This window comes from Kitasatospora sp. NPDC056181 (assembly GCF_042266225.1).
Taxonomy (GTDB): Bacteria; Actinomycetota; Actinomycetes; order Streptomycetales; family Streptomycetaceae; genus Kitasatospora.
The window spans coordinates 37,865-59,744 of sequence record NZ_JBHJUK010000044.1; the positions used below are offsets into that span (position 1 = coordinate 37,865).

Sequence of the window (21,880 nt, forward strand, 5' to 3'; positions counted from 1 at the left end):
GGCCAAAGGGATCTGTCGTACAAACGAACGCGGGTCGGCGATTTGTGCCGCCGACCCGCGCTCCACCCTCATCCCGCCGCCAGCAGCGGGAGCCCGACCGCTCAGGCCGGACCGGCCGCCGATTCCTTGAGCTCCGCGTAGGGCGCGAGCTTGCGGATCGACTCGATGCTCTTGATGCAGTCGTCCCGGCTCTCCTGCGGGTCTCCGGTGACCACGACGGAGCCGTTGCTCGCCTTGAGCCGGAACCGGTGCATGCCGGTCTCGTCGGTGTACAGCTCGAACTTTCCAGCCATCAGGTCCTTCACCTCTCGGTCGGGTAACCCCCTCGAACGGCAACGTAGGACCAAATACCCTCCACCGCTTGCCAGATGAGGCATTCGGGTTGTCTCCGCCAAACGGGTCACCGGCGTCCGGGACGGATCAGAGCGGACGGCTCCGGTGGGGACCCTCCGGGGACATGTCGGCAGGGGGATCCGGAGAGCCCTCGACGGCGAGCGGGTGGCGGCCGGCCGTCCCTGCTCGACCAGCTCCGCGCCGTCGGAGTTCCGGCCCGGCGTGGCCAGGCCTCAGCGATCCGCCACCGGTTTCCTCCGTACTCCGCACCCGTGGCCGCCCGGGCCCTCGGCCACCACGGCACGACCACCACCCACCTCGTTACGGAGGCCCGCGGAGCCTGGAGCCGATACGCCCCCGGCGGCCACAGCCGGTGACCGCCACGATCGCCTGTTCACGAAGACGGGCTCGCTGCTTCCCGACGGAGCCCTCGCAACTGCCGAGGGCTCCGTCGGGCTCTCACCGAGGCCGTGCCTATCCCTGGAGGACCTTGACGGCCCACGCCACCACTGACATCCCCAGCGCGTACGCCGCGCCGCGAAGTGCGCTGAATCCAGCTGCCCGCGCCCAACGCCGCTGCCCTGCATTCCACTTGGCCATTGGTCCTCCTTCGACTGTGGCTCCACGTTTGCAGGGTCGGAGATGATCTCCAAGCAGGCGGCGCGTTGTGGGGCAACGTCGTGCATGGCCGGCTGGTTGTGGGCATAGTTGAACACCATGGAACAGGGGGAGGGCTGAGATGGCGAGGGCGGGGCGGCTGGGGAGACCGGAGCATGTCGCTCCGGCGCATCGCCGTCTCAACGACGCCCTTCACGAGCTTCACGACCGGGCGATGCGCCCGTCAGTGAGGGAGGTGGAGAAGGAGCTTCGGGCGCTTGCGGTTCCCTTCGCTTCGGCAGCGACCATCCACAATGCCTTCGCCGGGGCGCGCCTGCCCAAGGGGGAACTCGTGGTGGGGCTCGTGAAGGTCCTCGGCCCCCGCGTGCACGGCGCAAATCCGGAGGACCTGCTCGAACTTGAGCGCCGCTTCCGACTGTTGTGGCTCCAAGCAGAAGTTGAGGAGCATGCGCCACTGCGAGTCAGCCGCCCTCAGGAGCAGATGTGGCCGCAGCGGTTGGAGAGCCGGCCCCGAATCTGCACCGCGCCCATCCCGCCGGAGCAGCTCAGGGCCTCGAATGGGTGGGCGCTTCACGGCGAGTTGACACGGACGCTGGTGCCCCAGGAGCTCCGTGGTCAGGAGGATGACGTCCACGCCGATGGACTCGCGGAGATGACGGAGCGGCGGCGAGCCCACGGCGACCCCGACAATCCCGTCCTGCCCGGCCTTCCGGAGAACGTGCCGCGTCAGCATCCTCGGTCGTAGATCGCCCGCAGCCACGGTTCCCGGACGGTGGGAATCCGCGCGAGCGTGTACCGGAACGCCTCCGTGGACGGCTGGAACGGGTACCACGGGTGCGGCGGCAGCGGGTCGTCCCGCTCCACGCCTGCCGGCAGCCCGCCGACGACCGGCAGCCGGGTCCGGTGTGGAGGAAAGGCGAGCTCGGCCCAGAGCGCGGCATCCATGGGTACCGGCACCGCCCCGGCCTGCGGCTGCCACATGTCTCCGGTCTGCGGGTGGACCGGCACCAGCACCAGATCGGCGGCCGGCTCGCCGAGCCCCGGTCCCGCCAGGTCCAGCCTCCTCGCGCTCTCCCCTGCGGGAAGCAGCGCGCCGAGTGCCCGGCCGAGGAGCTCCGCGACCGGCCCGGGTGCCACTTCGACCGGCGCGCCCCCGGCGGCCACCACCACCTGGGCGAGAGCCACGCCCGCCGGGATGTCCCGGTACTCGCTCAGCCGGTGCCACAGCGCGCCGGTGGCCAGCAGCTCCGCCCAACCCATGATCGGCCGCTCCGGCGGGCCGGGCAGCCGCACGACCGCCTCCGGGACGAGCCGGACGACCTGCCAGCACCCGCAGTCGTCCAACCTCGTTCCCACCGGCAGATCGCAGCCCAGGCAGGCGAGGTTCGGCCCGTCCCTTCCGTCGATCCCCATGCAGTAGCCATCGGCCCGTTCGAGGATCAGCCCGGTGTTGCGCATGTCGCCGGGCGCGAGGAGAACGGTGCCCGACGGCCCGTCGGACAGCACGCCGAACGGCTCGAAGCGCCCCCGCGCCGCCGCCTCGCGGGCCCCGGCCTCGTCCCACTGCCGCCACGGCGGCCCGAACGGTGCGGGGTCGACGGCGTAGGACCCGGCCTCCAGCAGCGGTGGGTGCAGCGTCTCCCAGTGGGTGTCGGCCAGGTGGATCGGCAACGCCACCTCCGACACCGCCGCCGTCAGGACCGCACCGCAGCCCGCACACCCGAACACCGCCAAGCTGTCCCCTCCCGCCGTCGAAGCCCCTGCATCCCACCAAGCGGGCGGACCGGCGAGCAAGGGGTTTTCGGACGACGCCGAACGCCCCACCGAAGGGCAGTGCGGGCGTCGGCATCCCGGTCGCAGGAGCCGGGAGCCGGGAGCCGGAGGCTGGAGGCCGGAGGCCGGTCGGAGGTCGCGAGGCAAGAGGCCACCCGGCCCGCGCGCACGGTGAAGGCAGCCTGGCCGATGGCGACTTCGGTCGGCCGCGGGTGGTGGTGACGGTGGTGCAGGTCGCCGATCGGGTGGGCGAACGGGAGCAGCGGATCAACGATCCGGGTGGCCGGTTCCAGTGGTGACCGTGACGCTCGTTCACTCCACCCGCCACGAGTGGTGTCCTCGGACGCTCGATGCCGGTCGGCCCGAACCGCGCAGTCGGCAGCGAGGTCGGTCGACGACCCGGCCGTGGCTGTGGCCGACTGACCGATGTCGCCGCTCGATCGGGCACCGGCGTTGTGAACATGGCCTTCGTGACGGGGGAATGACGGCCGCTCGCTATCATGACGCCGGTCGACGAGGGGATATGCGGTGGCAGCCGTGGGCGACGGGGTGGCGGGCGAAGGGGCGTACGAGGGGCTGGTCATCGCCGGGCGGTACCGGCTGGTCCGGCGTCTGGGGGCCGGTGGGTTCGGGCAGGTCTGGCAGGCGACCGACACCGCCCTGCACGTCGACGTCGCGGTCAAGCAGGTCTGGCTGGCCCCTTCGATGAGTCCGGCCCAGGCCGACGAGCGGCTGGTCCGGGCGCAGCGGGAGGCCCGCAGCGCCGCCCGGCTGCGCGACCACCCGCACGTCGTCGCGGTGCACGACGTGCTCGTGGCGGACGGCGTGCCGTGGACGGTGATGCAGCTGATCACCGGGGGCTCGCTGGCGGACCGGCTGGCGGCGGACGGACCGCTGGCGCCGGAGACGGTGGCCCGGATCGGTGCGGCGGTGCTGTCGGCGCTGGGCGCGGCGCACGCGGCGGGCATCGTCCACCGGGACGTGAAGCCGGCCAACATCATGCTGGCCGACGACGGCCAGGTGCTGCTCACCGACTTCGGCATCGCCCTGCGGCACGAGGACACCGCGCTCACCGCGACCGGCGCCGTCATCGGGTCGATCGAGTACATGGCGCCGGAGCGGATCCATGGCCAGGACGACGGACCGGCCGGGGACCTCTTCTCGCTCGGCGTCTCGCTGTACCAGGCGGTCGAGGGCCTGTCCCCGTTCCAGCGCGCCACCCCGACCGCCTCGCTGCTGGCCGTCGTCTCGGACGAGGCGCCGCCTGCGCGGCGCGCGGGGGCGCTCGCGCCCGTGATCGAGGGCCTGATGACGAAGGACCCGCTGCGCAGGCTCTCTTTCCACGAGGCCGCCGCGCTGCTGGGCCGGGCGGCCGCCGCTGCCGTTCCCGGGCCGGTGGATTCGGCGGTCCCGGAGGTCCCGGCGGTCGGCGCACCCGTACCCGAACCCGTACCCGCCGCTCCCGCTCCCGCTCCCGCTCCTGCTCCAGGACCCGCCGCCTTCGTGACCGGGCCGGTGGCCCCGGCCCCTGTACCAGCGGCGGGCAGTACCGGGGCTCCGGGCGTCATCGACGCGTACGCCGGGCCCACCGTTCCGGCGCAGTCCGTCACCGGGCCGACCCTGCCGGTACCGCCTGTCACCGGGCCCACCCTGCCCGCCGGAGTGCCTGCTGCCGTGCCCGCACCGCACGTCGCTGTGCCCGAGGTGTCCGCCGCGGACCCGTCGGACCCCGCTCACCCCGCGGACACGACGGACTCCGCGCGGCGGCCGCGGCGGCGGACGTGGCCGGTGATCACCGCGTCGTTCCTCGCGGGGGCCGCCGCGCTGGGAGTGGCCTTCGCCTTGCCCTACTTCTCCGAGACCAGCACGATCCGGGCGAAGCTGCTGCACAAGAGCGACATGCCGTCCGGGTACTACGAGAACTCCGGCGCGGGGGACATGGGCTACGGACGCCCCGTCGGGGGCACCTGGCCCTGCGAGGCGCGCAACCGCGAAAGCCGCTGGAAGCACACGCAGGACGACACCGCGGAGTTCTTCTACAAGTCGGCCGCCGGTGCGGCGGAGCGGTACTCGTTCAACGAGCAGCTCAAGGAGGCCGACGCCGCCGAGGTGGCCCGGACGATGCAGTCCGTCCGGGACCAGTTGAGCGGGTGCCCGTCGTTCACCGCGAAGATCAAGTTCAGCGGCGACCCCCAGAGCTGTGAGGTGACCGTCAAGCCCCTGCCGGCCCCGGCGATCGGCGGCGACGTGGTGGCCCGTCGTGAGACCTACACCTGTACCGAGAACGGCATCACCTACGCACCCGCCGTCGTGGACAAGGTCACCACCGCCAAGGGCGGGTACCTCGTCGAGTTCTTCGCGACGGAATCACGGCCCTTCCCGCCCGCAGGGCAGGTCGAGGCCCTGATGACGAAGGCCCTCGGCAAGCTCCCCTGACACCGGTACGGGGCGGAACGCCGGACGCCCCGGCCGCTCGGTGCGGTCGGGGCGTCCGGGTGGCGGTGGAACGGCAGGTCAGCCGTTGCTCCGGCTGAACGCCTCCAGCCAGGCGAGCTTCGGGCCGAAGAGGCCGACCGAGGCCGCGCCCGTGGCGAGGCCGGAGGCCGAAGAGGGCTGCGGGGCCTCGCTGTGCGCCACCGCCGTGGTGGGCACGGCGACCGCGGCCGCAGCCGCCAGGACCGCGGTGACGGCGAACTTGCAGAGCGTTCCACGAACAGACATCTCATGCCTTCCAGGTGTTCCCAGCTCTTCGGCCGGCCCTGCGGCCGGACGGCCGGCCCGGGCGGGCAAAGAGGCGTCCTGTGGGGACGCCCTGCAAACGTTGGCATGCGAACGTGTGGATTTGGCCGTTTTGCCACCGGAGAGGTGCGAACGGGTGATGGAGACAACCCGGTCGGGTGAACCGCCCTGTGGCCGGCTCGGCAGCGGCCCGACGCGGAGCGGGCCGCCGGCCCCACTGCCGTTCCGTCCGCCGTTCCGTCCGCCGCTTCGCCGACCGCCCCACCGGTCGGACCGGACGTCACCCCACCGGTCGGACCGGGTGTGCCTCGGCGGCCGGCGCGGGAGCCGCGCTGCCGGCCTCCGCAGGGGCGGACGTCGTCGTCGGGGTGGGCCGCACGGTCGCCAGTCGCCGTTCGCAGGTCCGGCGCTGGACGACGGAGAGCCCGGCGACCGCCGCCCCGAGCCCGAGCCAGCCGACGGGGCCGGCCGTCATCACCACGCCGGTCAGCAGCAGCGGTCCGGCGGACTTCTGGATGGACTGGGCCATGCCGGCCACGCCCAGGTAGGACGCCCGGGCCCGGTCGGGTGCGAGCGAGACGGCCAGCTCCCAGGAGGTCACCGACCGCACCAGCTCGGCGGCGGTCACCAGGACCGCCGTGACCAGCAGGGCGATCGACGCGCTCCAGGCCCCGCCCCCGGTGCCGAACGCCAGGACGACGCAGGTCGCGAGCATCGCCACTCCGTACAGGGTCACCGCGGCCGCCGCCCGGTGCGGCCCCTCGGCCCGCGCCGAGACCCGCAGTTGGAGCAGGACGACCAGCGCGGTGTTGACCACCAGGAAGACCGGGACGAAGGCGTGCGGCGCCGAGGTGTGGTTCACCAGCCAGAGCGGCAGTCCGACGTTGAGCAGCGAGTCGTCCAGGCACATCGGGATGTCGAGCAGGACGAAGCGCAGGTAGCCGCCGTCCCGCCAGGGGCTGGGCGTCGGCCCTTCCGCGGCGGTTTCGACGGCGGTGCCGGCGGCCGTGTCCGGTCCGCCGCCGGCCTGCGCCGCCACCCGCCCGCCGCCGTGCGGCTCCCGCGTGCGCCACACCAGGGCCGCGGTTACCGCGTACGAGAGCGCGTTGGCCAGGACCAGCGCCCGGTAGGCGTTCTCCGTCCCCACGGCCAGACCGATCGCCGCGACCCCGGCGCCCAGTGCCACCCCGGCGTTGGCGGCGCTGCGGGTGAGCGCCTGGTAGGTCGAGCGCCGCTCGCCCGTCGCCCGCGTGGCGAAGAGCATCTCCAGCGTCTTGGCGGCGCGTTCGGCCAGGCAGACGAGGGCGATGACGGGCAGCAGGGCGGCGAAGCTGTCGCAGAGCAGCAGCAGCACCATCGCGCCCAGCCGCACCAGGTGACTCCAGATCAGCAGTCCCCGAGCCGTGAACCGTCCGGCGAGCTGCCCCGCCAGCGGCGACCCGGCGATGCCCGCCACGGCGGCGACGCCCAGCAGGATGCCGACCTGTTGGGCGTCCAGCCGTGTCACGAAGGTGAAGTACAGCACCGAGGCCGCCGCCCAGACGCCCGATCCGGCCCGGTCCAGGAACTGGGCGAGCAGCATGATCCGCCCGTCCCGTCCTCCGGGTGGTCGGCGCAGCTGTGCCAGTAGCCCGCCCTCGTTCCGTCCCATGGCTTGCCACTCCCCGTTCCCCGTTGCGGTGCTCGGGGAGCAGCCTGCCGGAGATGAATCTCGACGTCAAGATACTTGATGTCGACAGACCTCTCGCCATCCTGGCGACCGCCATCCTTGCGGCCGCCGTCGTTGCGCCAGCCGTCATGGCGACTGCTGCCGTTGCGACCGCCGCCGTTGCCGCCGCCGCTGCCCGGCCTACCGGCCGCCGGAGCCGCCGAGCGTCGTGCGGAGCAGCTTGCGGTCGGGCTTGCCCGCGTCGGTGAGCGGCAGGCGGTCCAGGACGTGGACGGCGGCCGGCGCGTACATCGCGCCCAGCCGGTCGGTGACCCAGGCACGGACCAGCGGCCGGTCCGGGTGCGGGCCGACGGCCGACGGGACCACGGCGACGTGCAGCTCCTCGCTCCCATCGGCCCGTTGGACACCGAAGGCGGAGCACTGGGCGACGGCGGGGTGGGTGAGAAGCACCTGTTCCACCTCCGCCGGGTAGACGTGCCCGCCCACGACGATGACCATCTCCTTCAGCCGGTCGACCAGGTGGAGGTAGCCCGCGCCGTCGAGGTGGCCGACGTCCCCGGTGCGGACCCAGCCCTCGTGCAACACCTCCGCGGTGAGGTCCGGGCGGCGCCAGTAGCCGCTCATCACCATGGGGGTGCGGACGTGGATCTCCCCGTTCTCGCCGGCGGGCAGGACGGCCCCGGCCGGGTCCCGGACCTCGATCTCGACCCCGGGGTCCGGCCGGCCCGCGGTGATCCGCCCGCCCGGGCCGGTCACCGTGTGCTCGTCCGGCCCGACCTCGGCGATGTTCCCGGCCTCGGTCTGCCCGTACCAGCCGTGCAGCACCGGCCCGAACGCCTCCGCGGCCTGCCGCAGCCGTTCGGCGGAGGCGACCGTGCCCCCGTAGAAGAGCCGCCGCAGCGAGGAGAGGTCGGTGCCGGCTGCGGTCGGGTGGTCCAGCAGCTCGTACAGCATCGGTGGCAGCAGCCACAGGTCGGTGATGCGCTCCCGCTCCAGCGCGGCGAGGACGTCGCCCGGTTCGAAGCCGGGCCGCAGCACCACGGTGCCCCCGGCGAGCAGCGCCGCGTCGGCGAGGATGCCGGCCATGTGTGCGAGGGAGGTGCAGGCCAGGGCGCGGGGCGGCGCGTCGGCCCGGAGTCGTCCGGCGAGCCGGTCGAGCAGCTGCCGGTAGGGCCCGTGCGTCAGGGGGATGCCCTTCGGGATCCCGGTGGTGCCCCCGGTGAAGCGAAGGCACCAGTCGTCCTCGGGCCGCACACGGTCCGCGGAGGCGTCGGCGCCGGGGGCGGCTTCCGGGGCGGCTTCCGGGGCAACGACGTGGGCAGCGCCGTGGGCAGCGCCGGAGGCCACGGCCGTGCCCGGCAGTGGGGTGCCGAGCGTGAGCACCGTCGGGACCGGCACCCGGGTGAGCAGCGCCCCGGCCGCGGCCTGACAGGCCGGGTCGACCAGCAGCACGGTGGCGTCCGCGCTCGCGACGATCTCCGCCTGCACCGCCGCGGACATGCCCGCGCCCAGGAAGAGCACCCGGGCGCCGAGCAGGTTCGCGGCATAGCGTGCGACGACGGCCTCCGGCAGGTCGCCGGTGATGAACGCAACGCTGTCTCCGCGCCGGACGCCGTGAGCGGCCAGGCCGGCGGCGGTGGCGCGGACCTCGTCGTGGAGCGCACCGGCCGTGACGGTGCGGCCGTCGGCGCCGACCAGCGCGGGCCGCTCGGGTTGCCGGAGCAGGGTCGCGAGGATGCCGTCGACATAACTTTCGAACGGTGGAGTGGAGTTGGCGGGCATGGTGGCGTCTCCTTCGACGGTCCTGGCGGATGGCCCTGTCCGGAGGCTAGGCGAACTCCGCTCATCGGCGCCAAGACCGAATCCGGTATGAGATCATGCCTGACCGGTTATCAGAACCGGCCCGGCCGAAGGGGGACGACGGGGTGGACCTGCTCGCTCTGCGCTGCTTCCAGGTCGTCGCCCGGCACGGTCACATCAGCCGCGCCGCCGAGGAGTTGCGCGTCGCCCAGCCTTCGGTGAGCCGGACGATCGCCAGGTTGGAGGCGGAGCTCGGCGTCCTGCTCTTCGACCGCCGCGGCCGACGGATACACCTCAACGACCACGGCGCGGCCTTCCTCCGCCGCGTCGACCGCGCCCTGCGTGAACTGGACGACGGCAAGCGTGAGTTGGCCGAGCTCGCGCAAGGGGGAGGCCGGGTGACGCTGGCCACCGAGACCCTGCTGACCGTCACCGACCTGCTGGCCCGCTTCCGGGCCGCTCACCCCGAGGTCGAGATACGGGTGCGGCAGTCCTCCGTCGATGCGATGGTGCGTCGGCTCCGCACCCGGGAGGTGGATCTCTGCGTCGCCTCCCAACCGCTCGTGGGGCCGGGGCTGGTGTCCGAACCGCTGCTGCGGGAGGAGGTGCTGCTCGCGGTGCCCGAAGGCCACCGGTTGGCGGGCCGGGACGAGGTGCCGGTTTCCGAGCTGGACGGTGAACCGTTCGTCACCCCGAGCCGGGGCCACTGGCAGCGGGTCCTCGCCGAGCGGCTCTTCGCGCAGGTCGGCGTGGAGCCGGTGATCGTCTGCGAGGGGGACGAGCCCGGCGCCGTCGTCAACCTGGTCGCCGCGGGCATGGGCGTCGCCCTGCTGCCCGCGATGGCGCGTGCCTCGGAAGTCCGGGCGCCTCTCCGCTGGGTGCGGCTCGCCGAACCGGGCTGCCACCGCGAACTGCGCCTCGTCCGCGACGGCGCCGCCCACCACCCGGCCGCCGCCCGCCTCTTCGGCGCCTTCGCAGTCCACCACTTCGGCCGGACGGCCACGGGGGTGTGAGCGCCGCCGGGGCCTGGGCGCCGCGGGGGTCGGACGGCCGCCGGATCCTGAGCGCCGCGGGAGCCCGGCCTCTGCGGGGGCCAGACCTCCGCCGAGTCCGGCGGCGGCACCGATCACGCGGCCAGCCGCTCACGCCACCCGTGGTGGGGCACGGCCGGGCCCGCCCCTCCCGTTCGGTCGGCCACCTCGCCCCCGTCCCGTTCGGTCGGCCGCCTTGCCCCCGTCCCGTTCGGTCGGCCGCCTTGCCCCCTCCCGTTCGGCCGGCCACCTCGCCCCCGTCCCGTTCGGTCGGCCACCTTGCCCCCGCCGCCTTGTCGGACCCCGCGGTTAGGGTGGAAATGCCACTGCCACCGCAGTGCCGCCATGCCCCGTCCCCTCCGGAAGGCCCGCCCATGTACGCCCTGCACGCGCTCTGGCGAGCCGACGGCCGCCTCGCGCTCTGGGCGGAGGACGCGCAGGCGTACCGGACCGGGCGGGCGGCGGCGCGCCGCGCGGAGGGCGGAGCGCATCCGTACGCCTGCACCGCGGGGGAGGTCGCGCGGCTGCTCGGCGCGATCGGGCCGGGGCTCGACTGGCTGGCCGGCCAGGGCGCCGAGCGCTGGACCGGGCTTCTCCTGCCGACCCTCGGTGACCGTCCGACCCCCTCGCCCGACCTGCCGGTCGGCCGTGCGCCGCACGGGGTCGTGCTGAGCCCGTGGCGGGTGCCGTCTCTGCTGTTCGACGCCGCGGAGGCGGCCCAGCTGCTGGGTGCGCTGTACGACCCGCACTGGCCGGGTGCGACCGTCGAACTTCCCGGCGCCGGGTCGGTCGAGCTGGCCTACGGCGCCTCGCTGCGCTGGCTCTCCGCCGTGCACGACCTCGCCTGGCGGCTGGTCGGGCGGGGGCTGCTGCTGCCGGCCCTGAGCGAGGAGGCACCGGGGGAGTGGTACGCGCGCTGGCGGCCCGCCCCGGACGCCCCGGCCCGCCGTGAGCTGGCCGCGCTGGCGGCGGGCTGCCCGCCCGTCTGCCGCGCCGAGCACCGGCCGTCCGCACCCCGCTTCTCCGCACCCGGTTCCTCCACTGCCGCCTCCTCCACTGCCGGTTCCCCCGCCGCGGCCGGGCCCACCGGCGCCGACCTGGTCACCAGCCTGCTGGAGACCCTGGTCGACCGCGAGGCCCGGGCCGCCCTCGCGGACCTCGAACCGCCCGCCGAGCCCTGGCTGGCCGCCCTCCACGCCGCCGATGGCCTGCTCGGCCAGGCCCCGCCCGCGGACCTCTCCGAACGCCTCACCGCCTGGCGTGGCACCCGGCCCGCGGACAGTCCGCTCCGGCTCAACCTCCGGCTCACCGAGCCACTCGCGCCCGACCTGGACGCCTCAGGACCGGACGCGTCCGGCCTGGATGCGTCCGGCCTGGATTCCTTCGGTCTGGACGCCGGCCACGAGACCCCTGACGGGAAGGCCGCCGACGTCTGGCGCCTCGACCTGCTGGTGCAGGCCGTCGACCGCCCCTCCGTGGTCGTCCCCGCCGCCGACCTCTGGTCCGAGGATGCGGGCTACGCCGTCCTGGCCCGGACCGTCCCCGACCCGGCGGCGGCCTACCTCGCCGAGCTGGAGCGCGCCGCCCGTGTTCACCCGCCACTGGGTACCGCCCTGTTGGGCGCCCGCCCCACCGGCGTCGACCTCGACCGCGACGGCGCCCTGCGGTTCCTGCGCGAGGCCGCTCCCGCCCTCGCCCGGGCCGGCTTCGGCGTGCTGCTCCCGGCCTGGTGGCAGCGGCGCCCCCGGCTCGGGCTAGCCCTCAGCGCGGCCCCGGCCGCCGCGGCCGGCGCGGTCAAGCGCACCGCGCACATCGACCGGGACGACGTGCTGGACTTCCAGTGGCAGCTCTCCCTCGGCGAACTCATCCTGACCGAGGAGGAGTTGGCCGAGCTGGCGGCGGCCCAGCGCGGGCTGGTCCGGCTGCGCGGCCGCTGGATCGAGGTGGACCAGGCCCAACTCGCCGTCGCCGTGCGGTTCCTGGCCGAGCACGGCACCGGCACGATGGCACCGGCCGAGCTGCTCCGGCTGGCCGTCGACGACCGTGCGGCCGTGGACGGGCTGCCCGTCACCGCCGTTCACGCGGCCGGTCCGCTCGGGGACCTGCTGGCAGGCCGGCCCGGCCCCGCAAGCCGCGTCCCCGAGCTGCCCGCCGGCTTCACCGGGACGCTCCGCCCCTACCAGCGGCGGGGACTGGCCTGGCTGGACGCCCTCGGCCGGCTCGGTCTGGGCGCCGTGCTGGCCGACGACATGGGCCTGGGCAAGACCGTCCAGACCCTCGCCCTGCTCGCCCTGGAGCAGGAGCGCGGCGCGACCGGTCCGGCCCTGCTGGTCTGTCCGATGTCGCTGGTCGGCAACTGGCAGCGGGAGGCCGCCCGGTTCGCCCCGGGCCTGCGCGTGCACGTCCACCACGGCGCGGACCGTACCGCGCCCGACACGTCCGCCGATCTCGTGATCACCACCTACGGGCTGGTCCAGCGCGACGTCGCCGAGTTGCGCCGGGTCCGCTGGCGGCGGATCGTCGCCGACGAGGCGCAGCACATCAAGAACCCGGCGGCCCGGCAGTCCCGGGCGGTCCGCTCGCTGCGGTCCGGTCCCCGGATAGCGCTCACCGGCACACCGGTGGAGAACCGCCTCGCCGAGCTGCACGCCGTCCTCGACTTCGCCAATCCGGGGCTGTTCGGCAGTGCGGAGTCCTTCAAGGAGCGGTTCTCGATCCCGGTCGAGCAGTCCGGCAACGCCGAGGTGGCGGCCAGGCTGCGGCGGCTGGCCGGGCCCTTCCTGCTCCGCCGCAGCAAGAGCGACCCGCTGATCTCCCAGGACCTGCCCGCCAAGCAGGAGTTCACCGTCCGCTGCAACCTCACCGCCGAACAGGCGGGCCTGTACCGGGCGGTGGTCGCCGACCTGTTGCAACGCCTGGCGGGCATCCGCGGGGTGGAGCGCAAGGGTGCGGTGCTGGCGGCGATCGGCCGACTCAAACAGGTCTGCAATCACCCGGCCCAACTCCTCCATGACGGTACCGAGTTGGCAGGTCGTTCGGGCAAGGTCGAGCGGCTGGTGGAGTTGCTGGAGGAGGCGCTGGCCGAGGGGGACCGGGCGCTGGTCTTCACCCAGTACGCGGAGTTCGGCACCATGCTCCAGCCCTACCTGGGCCGAAGGCTGCGCGAGGAGATCGCCTACCTGCACGGCGGCGTGCCGAAGGGGCGCCGGGACGAGCTGGTGGAACGGTTCCAACGACCGGACGGGCCGAAGGTCTTCCTGCTGTCGCTCCGCGCGGGCGGCACCGGCCTCAACCTGTCCGCCGCCAACCAGGTGATCCACCTCGACCGCTGGTGGAACCCGGCCGTCGAGGACCAGGCCACCGACCGGGCGCACCGGATCGGGCAGCGCCGCGACGTTCAGGTACGGCGGCTGGTCTGCGCCGGCACCGTCGAGGAGCGGATCGACGGTCTGCTCGCGGCGAAGCGCAGCCTGGCCGACGCCGTGATCGGCGGCGGCGAGCAGTGGCTGGCCGAGCTCTCGACCGAGCGGCTGCGCGAGCTGCTCACCCTGTCGGCCGACGCGATCGGAGAGTGACCCCCGTGATGCCTGAGCTCCCCGCGGTGCCCGGACGCCCCGTGGTGCCAGAGCCCCCCGCGGTGCCAGAGCCCACCGCGGTGCCCGGACGCGCCGCCAGGTCCGGGCGCGCCCCCCGGCCCGCACCCGGTGACCGCCCGTTGGCCGAGTGTCTCGACACCTTCTGGCAGGGGCGCGTACCGCCGCCCGCCGACGAGGCCGGACCGGCCCCGGCTCTCGACGGCCTGGGCCCGTCCGGCATCACCGTCCGAGGGCGGTCCCTGGAGACCGCCCTCGGACCGGCCTACCGCCGCTTCACCGGCACCGGCTGAGGCATCGGCCGAGGCATCGGCCGAGGCGCGGCGCGAAGCACAGGCCGGGGCACCGTCCGCGCGACCCTTCGCGCGGCCGTCCGCGCAGACGTGCGCGCGTGGTCGTTCGCCCGCTCAGCCCGCCGACAGCGGGTAGTGGTCGGACAGGTCGGTGTAGGTGTAGCTCTTGCCCCAACTGCTCACCGTCCACGGCGAGCTGTGGAAGCGCACCACCGTGTTGGTGTAGCTCGCCGGCTGCGCGTGGTCGGCACGGTAGAGGACGTAGTCGAGGTCCTCCTTGGGCTCGCCCGGGTAGCGGTAGGCGGCGATCGAGTTGTCGACGGTGTCGAAGGAGTCGGCCCAGCCGTTGCGCGTGGTGGCCGGTGCGACGTTGGCGTTGGCGAGCAGCGAGGGGTACTCGCTGCCGTGCGAGTCGATGTTGAGGTCGCCGGCCAGCAGGACCGGCTCGGCGGCCGGGATGTTCTTGCCGTCGATGAACGCCTTCATCGCCTTGAGCTGTGCCGCCCGGACGGCGGCGGGCTGGCCCGCGGAGCACCCGGTGTCGGTGGACTGCAGGTGGGTGCCGACCACGTGGGTGCGCACGCCGTTGACGTCCAGCACCGCGTAGACGAAGCCCTTGTTCGACCAGTAGTCGCTGCCGCAGGCGTCCTTGAAGACGTACTGCTCCTTGCGCAGGATCGGCCACTTGCTGAGCAGCGTCACCCCGCCGTCCTCTGGGGAGGCGGAGGTGTAGCTGCCGCCGGTGGCGTCCCAGCCGTCGGTCGACCGGCCGACGACCGGGGTGTGGTACGGGTACGCGGCGGAGGCCTGCGAGGTGAGCAGGTCGGAGGCGGCGTTGTCGAAGGCCTCCTGGAGCACGACCACGTCGTGGCCCTGGAAGACGTCGGCCGCGGCGATGGCCTTGGCCCGGTAGTCCTGGCCCCAGTTGGGGTACAGGTTCTTGCTCATCAGGAACACGTTGTACGTCAGCACGTTCAGTGCCGGAACCGTGGCGACCGGCGCGGCCGCCGCAGCGGTGACCGGAGTCGTGCCCGCGGCGGTGGTCGCGGAGGCGGCCGGAGCGGCGGCCACCGGGGCGATCAGGGCGGCGGCGACGGTGCAGGCGGCGGCCAGCCGGGTGCCGCGGCGAGGCGTGGTGAAAGTTGGCATGAGCGCAGTCAACGCGGTCCCGGTCACGCCCGGCAAGACTGCGGACGAGAACCGTGTGAACTCGACGGTAACTTAAAGCTGTCTGGTCAACTCGCTCTCCGGACGGTGGACTTGCTTGGACAACTCGGACGGCCACCACATGTGCCGGTCCAGGTCCATGGTGAGCGCGGTGACCAGCACCGACCGCACCACCAGGGTGTCCAGCAGGACGCCCAGCGCCACCGCGAAGCCGATCTCGGCGAAGCCCACCACCGGCAGTGTGCCGAGCACCGCGAAGGTGCTCGCGAGGATCAGCCCGGCCGAGGTGATCACCCCGCCGGTCGCCGCCAGCCCGGCCACCGCCCCGTGCCGGGTGCCGTGGTGCACGGACTCCTCCCGCACCCGGGTCATCAGGAAGATGTTGTAGTCGATCCCGAGTGCGACCAGGAACACGAACACGAACAGCGGGAACGAGTTGTCCTGGCCCTCGAAGTGGAAGACGTGCTCGAAGAAGAACGCGCTGATCCCGAGCGCCGCCGCGTACGACAGCACCACCGTGGCGATCAGCACCAGCGGCGCGGTGACCGCCCGCAGCAGCATCGCCAGGATCACCAGCACCACGCCGAGCACCAGCGGGATGATCGTCCGGTTGTCGTGCGTCGCGGCCCGTCCGGCGTCCAGGATCACGGCCGTGGAGCCGCCCACCTTGGCGTCGGCGTCCGGGACGGCGTGGACGGCCGCGCGCACCCGGTCCACGGTGTCCTTGGCGGCCTGGCTGTCCGGCGGGTCGGCGAGCGTGGCCTTGAACAGCGCCTCGCCCTGCTGCACCACCGGTTCGGACGTCCCGGCCACGCCGGGCGTCGCCGCCGCGGCCGCGCGGACGGCCCCGGCCCCGCCCGCCGTGCTGATCACCGTCAGCGGCGCACCCGTCCCGCCGGGGAAGTGCTGCTCCAGCACCTCCTGGCCGACCACCGAGTCCGGCTTGCCGGTGAAGGTGCCGGCCGTGCTCAGACCGGTGGCGTTGAGCGAGACCAGCCCGACGCAGCAGGCGGCCAGGGCCAGTGCGGTGCCGATCCACACCTTGCGCGGACGGCGGCCGATCCACGTCCCGACGTGCGCCCAACGGCCCGTTTTGGTCGGCTCCGGCGTCCCGAACGCGGGCTTGACCGGCCAGAACACCCAGCGGCCGACGATCACCAGCAGTGCGGGCAGCAGCGTCAGCATCGCGATCAACGCCACCAGCACGCCGATCGCGCAGACCGGGCCGAGGCCGCTGGTGGAGTTCATCTCGGCGATCAGCAGGCAGAGCATCGAGGCGATCACGGTGGCCGACGAGGCGAGGATCGCGGGGCCGGCCCGGTGCAGGGCGAAGGCCATCGCCTCGTGCCGGTCCTCGTGCCGTCTCAGCTCCTCCCGGTAGCGGGCGGTCAGGAGCAGCGCGTAGTCGGTGCCGGCGCCGAGGACCAGCACGATCAGGATGCCGGCGCTCTGCGCGTTGACGGTCAGTCCGGCGTGCTGGGCCAGCAGGTAGATGACCGCCTGGGCGACGATCAGGGCCCCGGCGGCCGAGACCAGCGGCAGCGCCCAGAGGACGGGGCTGCGGTAGGTGAGCAGCAGCAGGATGATCACCACGCTGATGGTGGCGGCCAGCAGCGTGCCGTCGATGCCCGCGAAGGCCTCGGCCTGGTCGGCGCCGATCCCGGCCGGGCCGGTGACGTGCGTGGCCATGCCCTGGCTGTCGGCCGCGGCGGTGGCGCGCAGGCTGTCCACGGCCGGGCGCAGGTCCTGCCAGCCCCCGGTGCCGATGTCGATCGGCACGGTGGTCTGCATCGCCTTGCCGTCCGTGGAGACCACGGGGCCGACCACCGACCCGAGCACGTGTGGCGCGCCGGCGAAGGCGGTGGCGTCCCGGGCGGCCTCGGCCCGGTCGGCGAGGGTGATCCCGCTGTCGCGTTGGTACACCACCACGGCCTGCGCGGTGTCCACCGGTTGGAAGGCACGCTGGGCGTCCAGTACCTGGGTGGACTCGGCGTTGCCGGGCAGCCAGCTGGACGCCTGGTTGTCCTCGGCGTTGGTCAGCTTGCCGGCGAGCGGTCCCGCCACCACCAGCAGCACCAGCCAGAGCGCGAGCACCACCCACTTGCTGCGGCGACCGCAGGGGAGTGTGGCCAGTCTCCGGGTCGGGCTCATTCCAAACCCCCAGGGGGCTGAGACATCACTCGTTCCAGCCTGCCACCGCCCCGCCGACCCGGCAGCCCGAGTAGGCAGTCCGAGCGTTGCCCGAGCGTTGCCCGAGTGCTGTCCCGCCGGCTGGACAGGGCGTTGACGACGGTCCGCCAGGGGCGTAGCCCCCCGCCGGGGCCGGGCCGCCCGTCAGGCCGGTACCGCGGCCCGCTCGCGCAGCTCCTTGAGCAGTGCGATGTCGATCGCGTGCCCGCTCCCGTCACCGCCGTGCCTGCGGTCCGGGGTCTCCACCACGAGCGGGACCCCGGCCGTCTCCGGGTGCTCGAAGAGCTCGCGGAACGGCTCCGCGCCGATCCGCCCCGCGCCGATGTTGGCGTGCCGGTCCTTGCGGGCGCCGACCTCGTCCTCCGAGTCGTTGGCGTGGATCAGTCGCAGCCGGCCCGGCCCGGCGGCCGCCACCAGGGCGTCCAGCGCCTCCCGGACGCCGCCCGGTGCCGCCAGGTCGTGGCCGGCCGCGAAGGCGTGGCAGGTGTCCAGGCAGACCCCGACCTTCGGGTGGCCGTCCAGCGCGTCCACGTACGCGGCCAGGTCCTCCATCCGCGAGCAGAGCGAGCTGCCCTGACCGGCCGTCGGTTCCAGCAGCAGCCAGGGCGCGTCCTCGCCCAGGGCGTCCAGCTCGTCCAGCAGCGGGCGGACGTCCGCGCGGACCTGCGCCATCGCCTCGGCCCGCCGGGAGCCGCCGTCCGGGGCCGTGCCGACCGCCGAACCGGTGTGCAGCACCACGCCCAGGGCGCCGATCGCGTGGCCGCGCAGCAGGGAGTGGCGCAGCGAGACGGCCGAGCGCTCACGGGTCGCCGCGGTGTCCGAGCCGAAGTTGATCAGGTACGGCGCGTGCACGTACGCCGGGATGCCCTGTTCGGCGCAGGCGGTGCGGAACTCCTCGTCCTGCGCCGGGTTGCCCGGGGGAGTGGCCCACCCGCGCGGGTTGGCCACGAATACCTGGACGGCCTCGGCGCCCACGGTCCGCGCGTACGCCAGCCCCGTCCCGGCCAGCCCGCGGGCGGCCACCGGCACGTGGGCCCCGACGGGGTTGCGGACGGCGGTGGCCGGTGCGACGGCGGCTGGGGGCGGCAGGACGGCGGCGGTGTTCATGGCCCCGAGCATGCCACGCGGCCCGGAGCCCCCGGCACGCGCCCGCCCGTACCGTCCGGCCCGCCCCGCGGGCCCCCGCCGCCGCCATTTGCCGACGCTCCGTCAGTCCTGCAGCCCAGCCCTGGTGGCGGGCCCACCCGCGCGCCCATAGCGTCGATGCGACCGACATCCACCGGCCGTCATCCCTCGCTCACACCGCGTCACCGCGCCGGCGTTCCCGCGAGCGCGTCAGAAAGCAGGTCACCACTCATGCCCACGCGACGGGTCCACCACCTCGCCGCGGCCACCGCCGCCGCCACGACCGCCCTCACCACCGCCCTCACCACCCTCGCCGCCGCGCCCCCGGCCCACGCCGCGGGCGCCCTTCACCTCGTCCAGCCGGGCGAATCGATTCAGCAGGCCGTCGACTCCGCCCGGCCCGGCGACACCGTCCAGCTGCTCGCGGGCACCTACCGCGGCAGCGTCCGGATCACCACCCCCGGCCTCACCCTGCGCGGCGTCGGCCCGCAGAGCGTGATCGCCCCCGGTACCGCCGCCGACGGCACCGCCGGCGACTCCGTCTGTGCCGCCGCGGGCCACGGTCTCTGCGTCGCCGGCACCGACGACAACCGGCTCGACGGGGTCACCGTCGAGGCCCTCGCCGTCACCGGCTTCACCAAGAACGGCATCAACGCCAGCTCCACCACCGCCATGACCGTGCGCGCGACCCACGTCCACGACAACGGCCTGCAGGGCATCAGCCAGGAGAAGTCGACCCGCGCCGTCATCGTCGGCAACGAGTCGGCCCGCAACGGTCAGTCCGGCGTCTTCCTCGCCAACAGCGTGGTCAACGAGGGCGGTGCCACCGACACCGAGGGCACCGTGGTCAGCGGCAACCGGCTCTCCGGGAACCGGATCGGCGTCACCGTCCGCCGCCTGCGCGACCTGAGCATCGAGGCGAACGACATCCACGGCAACTGCGGCGGCGTCTTCATCGTCGGCGACGAGGGCGTGCCGCGGGCCGGCGCGTTGAGCATCGCCCGCAACAGCGTCGTCGCCAACAACAACTACTGCCCGCCCAACCCGCGGCTCGACTACATCCAGGGCACCGGAATCCTGCTCACCGGCGCCGAGGACACCTCGGTGACGGAGAACGACGTCCGCGACAACGTCGGCGCCTCGCCGATGTCCGGCGGCATCGTGCTCTTCCGCAGCCTGGTCGGCGCGCCCAACGCCCGCAACACCATCAGCGGCAACCACGCGGTCGGCAACGGCCCGGCCGACCTGGTCGACGCCGACACCGGCACCACCAACACCTTCGCCCGCAACCACTGCGCGCTGTCCTCGCCCGCCGGCCACTGCTGAACCGCCGCTCCCGCAGGACCCCCGGCCGCGCGCCCCGGCCGCCGGCCCCCTCAGCCCTGTGGGGGCCGGCCCCCGAGGACCCCGGCCACACCCCCCGAGGACCCCGGCCCACAGCCCCCCGAGGACCCCAGCCCCTTCTCACCAGCAGAAAGACGGCACATGACCACCGCACCCGCCACCACCCCGCAGGCCGCGATGCGCCTGCGGGAGCTCGTCTTCGGCGCCGCCTGCGCCGCCGCCGTCCGCGCGGCCGCCCGGCTCGGCGTCGCCGACGCGCTCGGCGACACCCCGACCACCGTCACCGACCTCGCGGCCGCGCTCGACACCGAGCCCAAGCCGCTGCGCCGCCTGCTCCGCGCCCTCACCTGCTACGGCGTCTTCCAGGAGACCGGCGACGACCGCTTCGAGCACACCGAGATGTCCCGCCTGCTGCGCGAGGACGCCCCGAACAGCCTGCGCTACATCTCCCTCTGGTGCACCGAGCCGTGGACCTGGGAGGCCTGGCCGAAGCTGGACGAGGCGGTCCGCTCCGGCCGCAACGTCTTCCCCGAGCTCTTCGGCAAGGAGTTCTTCGACTACCTGCACAGCGACGCGGGCGACTCGGCCAAGGTCTTCGACAAGGCGATGACCACCTCCAGCCGCCAGTCGGCCGCCGACTTCGCCGCCTACCTCGACCTCACCGGGATCGACTCGGTGGTCGACATCGGCGGTGGCCAGGGCCACGTGCTCGCCAGCCTGCTGGAGAAGCACCCGGCGCTGCACGGCACCCTGCTCGACCTGCCCAAGGTGGTCGTCGGTGCGGACCCGCGGCTGCGCGACGGCGGCGCCTACGCCGCCCGGGCCCGGCTGGTGCCCGGCGACTGCCGGGTGGACATCCCGGTCCGCGCCGACCTCTACATCATCAAGAACATCCTGGAGTGGGACGACGAGAGCACCCGTCGCACCCTCGCCAACGTGGTCGCCGCGGCCCGCCCGGGCGCCCGCGTCGTGGTGGTCGAGAACCTGGTCGACGACAGCCCGTCGATGCGCTTCACCACCGCCATGGACCTGATGCTGATGCTCAACGTCGGCGGCGCCAAGCACTCCGAGCAGAGCCTGGTGCGGCTGATGGAGGAGGCCGGCCTGGCGGTCGCCGAGGTCCGCCCGGTCAACCCGTACCTGCACGCCTTCGAGGCCACCGTCCGGGGCTGACCCCGGGCCCGCCCACGACGGGACCGCCCGCACCGGGTACACGGTGCGGGCGGTCCCGTCGTACGGCTCAGGCCTTGCGCGAGGACTCCAGGTGCGCGAAGACCACCACGTTGTCCAGGTAGTCCTTGCGCTTCCTGTCGTACGTGCCGCCGCAGGTGATCAGCCGCAGCTGGGCGTCGGGCGTCTTCCCGTAGACCTTCTGGTCGGGGAAGGCGTCCTTGGCGAACGTCTCCACCGAGTCCACCAGGAAGACGGCGACCGTGCCGTCCGCCCGCTGCACCTCGACCCTGTTCCCCGGCAGCAGCAGGCTGAGCAGCAGGAACACCGCGGGGCCCTTGTTGGTGTCCACGTGCCCGGCCACCACGGCGCTGCCGCGTTCACCCGGGGTGACGCCGTCGCGGTACCAGCCGACCAGGTTCTTGTCGTCCGGCGGCGGCGCGTTGAGCTGCCCGGCCGGATTGAGCGTCAGCTCGGTGAACGGTGCGTCCACGGCGATCTGCGGGATCCGCAGCCGGGTCGGCTTGGACCGCTTCAGCGGGGGCGCGGCGGGCCCGGGAGCCGCCTTGGCCGGTGACTGGGCGGACGTCGGGGAGGCGGGCGCCCCGCCGGGTGACGCGCCCGCGGTGGCCGCGGGGGGAGCGGCCTGGCCGGGCGCGGGATCGGCGGAGGGTGCGGCGTCCACCGAGTTGTAGATCAGCAGCAGACCGGCCGCCGCCGCGCCCATACCCGCGCGCAGCAGCCGGGACGTACCAGGGACCAGACCGGCCATCACTCCACTCCTCGGCCTTCACGTCGACACACCGGCAACGGTGGCGTACCTGCGGCACCGGCGTACCGGCAGCCCCGTCATGCCTGCGGCCACGGCGTACCGGCGGCGCCGTCGTACCCGTGGCCCTGGCGTACCTGCGGCGCGGCCCCGGAACGGTGCCGTGGGGCATCGCCCCGCGCGCCCCCGCCGTGGGCGGCGGCGGAGACGGCGCCCCCCCGCGCGGGGGGCCGGGCGAAGCCGTCGTCGCCGGCGGCCGGGCCCCC

16 protein-coding genes are annotated in these 21,880 nt (G+C 74.0%); 7 read left to right on the plus strand and 9 right to left on the minus strand.

What is annotated here, in order from left to right:
• Window positions 1–101: 101 nt before the first annotated feature.
• Window positions 102–293, minus strand: a complete 192-nt coding sequence (locus ACFC1F_RS18640) for a DUF1508 domain-containing protein (protein WP_148641405.1) — start codon at window positions 291–293, stop codon at window positions 102–104.
• A gap of 893 nt (window positions 294–1,186) precedes the next feature.
• Here ACFC1F_RS18640 and ACFC1F_RS18645 point away from each other — a divergent pair.
• On the plus strand, window positions 1,187–1,696 hold the full coding sequence (locus ACFC1F_RS18645) for a hypothetical protein (RefSeq protein ID WP_376159538.1): 510 nt from the start codon (window positions 1,187–1,189) through the stop codon (window positions 1,694–1,696).
• On the opposite strand, the gene ACFC1F_RS18650 is transcribed toward ACFC1F_RS18645, so the two are convergent.
• Window positions 1,678–2,628 (minus strand): hypothetical protein, encoded by a 951-nt coding sequence (locus tag ACFC1F_RS18650; protein WP_376159540.1) that lies wholly within the window; start codon window positions 2,626–2,628, stop codon window positions 1,678–1,680. The two genes, ACFC1F_RS18645 and ACFC1F_RS18650, sit on opposite strands and share 19 nt — an antisense overlap.
• Before the next feature lie 624 nt (window positions 2,629–3,252).
• Between ACFC1F_RS18650 and ACFC1F_RS18655 the strand changes: the two genes are divergently transcribed.
• Window positions 3,253–5,160 carry a serine/threonine-protein kinase gene (locus ACFC1F_RS18655; RefSeq protein ID WP_376159542.1) on the plus strand — a complete coding sequence of 636 codons (1,908 nt, stop codon included), beginning with the start codon at window positions 3,253–3,255 and terminating at the stop codon, window positions 5,158–5,160.
• Between the two features lie 78 nt (window positions 5,161–5,238).
• Here ACFC1F_RS18655 and ACFC1F_RS18660 read toward each other — a convergent pair whose 3' ends face one another.
• The 3 genes from ACFC1F_RS18660 to ACFC1F_RS18670 form a co-directional block, all read right to left on the minus strand.
• Window positions 5,239–5,445, minus strand: coding sequence for a hypothetical protein (locus ACFC1F_RS18660; RefSeq protein ID WP_209412516.1), 207 nt, complete (start codon window positions 5,443–5,445; stop codon window positions 5,239–5,241).
• A gap of 298 nt (window positions 5,446–5,743) precedes the next feature.
• A complete protein-coding gene (locus ACFC1F_RS18665) occupies window positions 5,744–7,114 on the minus strand; it encodes an MFS transporter (protein ID WP_376159544.1) in 1,371 nt (456 codons plus the stop codon).
• 198 nt (window positions 7,115–7,312) lie between these two features.
• Complete coding sequence (locus ACFC1F_RS18670) at window positions 7,313–8,914, minus strand: class I adenylate-forming enzyme family protein (RefSeq protein ID WP_376159546.1); 1,602 nt, start codon at window positions 8,912–8,914, stop codon at window positions 7,313–7,315.
• 143 nt (window positions 8,915–9,057) lie between these two features.
• Between ACFC1F_RS18670 and ACFC1F_RS18675 the strand changes: the two genes are divergently transcribed.
• The 3 genes from ACFC1F_RS18675 (at window position 9,058) to ACFC1F_RS18685 (ending at window position 13,849) form a co-directional block, all read left to right on the plus strand.
• Window positions 9,058–9,945 carry a LysR family transcriptional regulator gene (locus tag ACFC1F_RS18675; protein WP_376159548.1) on the plus strand — a complete coding sequence of 296 codons (888 nt, stop codon included), beginning with the start codon at window positions 9,058–9,060 and terminating at the stop codon, window positions 9,943–9,945.
• Window positions 9,946–10,337: 392 nt separating this feature from the next.
• The gene (locus tag ACFC1F_RS18680) at window positions 10,338–13,538 is read left to right on the plus strand and encodes an SNF2-related protein (RefSeq protein WP_376159550.1); all 3,201 of its coding nucleotides are present in this window, start codon (window positions 10,338–10,340) and stop codon (window positions 13,536–13,538) included.
• 62 nt (window positions 13,539–13,600) lie between these two features.
• A complete protein-coding gene (locus tag ACFC1F_RS18685; protein ID WP_376159552.1) occupies window positions 13,601–13,849 on the plus strand; it encodes a hypothetical protein in 249 nt (82 codons plus the stop codon).
• 114 nt (window positions 13,850–13,963) lie between these two features.
• On the opposite strand, the gene sph is transcribed toward ACFC1F_RS18685, so the two are convergent.
• From sph to ACFC1F_RS18700, 3 genes are all read right to left on the minus strand, one after another.
• Entirely contained in the window at window positions 13,964–14,998 is a 1,035-nt protein-coding gene (sph, locus tag ACFC1F_RS18690) for a sphingomyelin phosphodiesterase (RefSeq protein ID WP_376159554.1), read from the minus strand.
• 72 nt (window positions 14,999–15,070) lie between these two features.
• Window positions 15,071–17,167 carry an MMPL family transporter gene (locus ACFC1F_RS18695; protein ID WP_376159556.1) on the minus strand — a complete coding sequence of 699 codons (2,097 nt, stop codon included), beginning with the start codon at window positions 17,165–17,167 and terminating at the stop codon, window positions 15,071–15,073.
• Window positions 17,168–17,350: 183 nt separating this feature from the next.
• Complete coding sequence (locus tag ACFC1F_RS18700) at window positions 17,351–18,313, minus strand: deoxyribonuclease IV (RefSeq protein ID WP_376159558.1); 963 nt, start codon at window positions 18,311–18,313, stop codon at window positions 17,351–17,353.
• Window positions 18,314–18,562: 249 nt separating this feature from the next.
• On the opposite strand from ACFC1F_RS18700, the gene ACFC1F_RS18705 reads away from it, so the two are divergent.
• The gene (locus ACFC1F_RS18705) at window positions 18,563–19,657 is read left to right on the plus strand and encodes a nitrous oxide reductase family maturation protein NosD (RefSeq protein ID WP_376159560.1); all 1,095 of its coding nucleotides are present in this window, start codon (window positions 18,563–18,565) and stop codon (window positions 19,655–19,657) included.
• A 159-nt stretch (window positions 19,658–19,816) separates the two neighbouring features.
• Window positions 19,817–20,848 (plus strand): methyltransferase, encoded by a 1,032-nt coding sequence (locus tag ACFC1F_RS18710; RefSeq protein ID WP_376159562.1) that lies wholly within the window; start codon window positions 19,817–19,819, stop codon window positions 20,846–20,848.
• A gap of 67 nt (window positions 20,849–20,915) precedes the next feature.
• On the opposite strand, the gene ACFC1F_RS18715 is transcribed toward ACFC1F_RS18710, so the two are convergent.
• On the minus strand, window positions 20,916–21,617 hold the full coding sequence (locus ACFC1F_RS18715) for a class F sortase (RefSeq protein WP_376159563.1): 702 nt from the start codon (window positions 21,615–21,617) through the stop codon (window positions 20,916–20,918).
• Window positions 21,618–21,880: the final 263 nt, after the last annotated feature.

Excerpts from the sequence above, each read along its gene's own strand:
- sph (WP_376159554.1), bottom strand. The coding sequence starts at position 14,998 with ATGCCAACTTTCACCACGCCTCGCCGCGGCACCCGGCTGGCCGCCGCC.
- ACFC1F_RS18670 (WP_376159546.1), bottom strand. The coding sequence starts at position 8,914 with ATGCCCGCCAACTCCACTCCACCGTTCGAAAGTTATGTCGACGGCATC.
- ACFC1F_RS18640 (WP_148641405.1), bottom strand. The coding sequence starts at position 293 with ATGGCTGGAAAGTTCGAGCTGTACACCGACGAGACCGGCATGCACCGG.
- ACFC1F_RS18665 (WP_376159544.1), bottom strand. The coding sequence starts at position 7,114 with ATGGGACGGAACGAGGGCGGGCTACTGGCACAGCTGCGCCGACCACCC.
- ACFC1F_RS18715 (WP_376159563.1), bottom strand. The coding sequence starts at position 21,617 with ATGGCCGGTCTGGTCCCTGGTACGTCCCGGCTGCTGCGCGCGGGTATG.
- ACFC1F_RS18700 (WP_376159558.1), bottom strand. The coding sequence starts at position 18,313 with ATGAACACCGCCGCCGTCCTGCCGCCCCCAGCCGCCGTCGCACCGGCC.
- ACFC1F_RS18660 (WP_209412516.1), bottom strand. The coding sequence starts at position 5,445 with ATGTCTGTTCGTGGAACGCTCTGCAAGTTCGCCGTCACCGCGGTCCTG.
- ACFC1F_RS18710 (WP_376159562.1), top strand. The coding sequence starts at position 19,817 with ATGACCACCGCACCCGCCACCACCCCGCAGGCCGCGATGCGCCTGCGG.
- ACFC1F_RS18680 (WP_376159550.1), top strand. The coding sequence starts at position 10,338 with ATGTACGCCCTGCACGCGCTCTGGCGAGCCGACGGCCGCCTCGCGCTC.
- ACFC1F_RS18695 (WP_376159556.1), bottom strand. The coding sequence starts at position 17,167 with ATGAGCCCGACCCGGAGACTGGCCACACTCCCCTGCGGTCGCCGCAGC.
- ACFC1F_RS18705 (WP_376159560.1), top strand. The coding sequence starts at position 18,563 with ATGCCCACGCGACGGGTCCACCACCTCGCCGCGGCCACCGCCGCCGCC.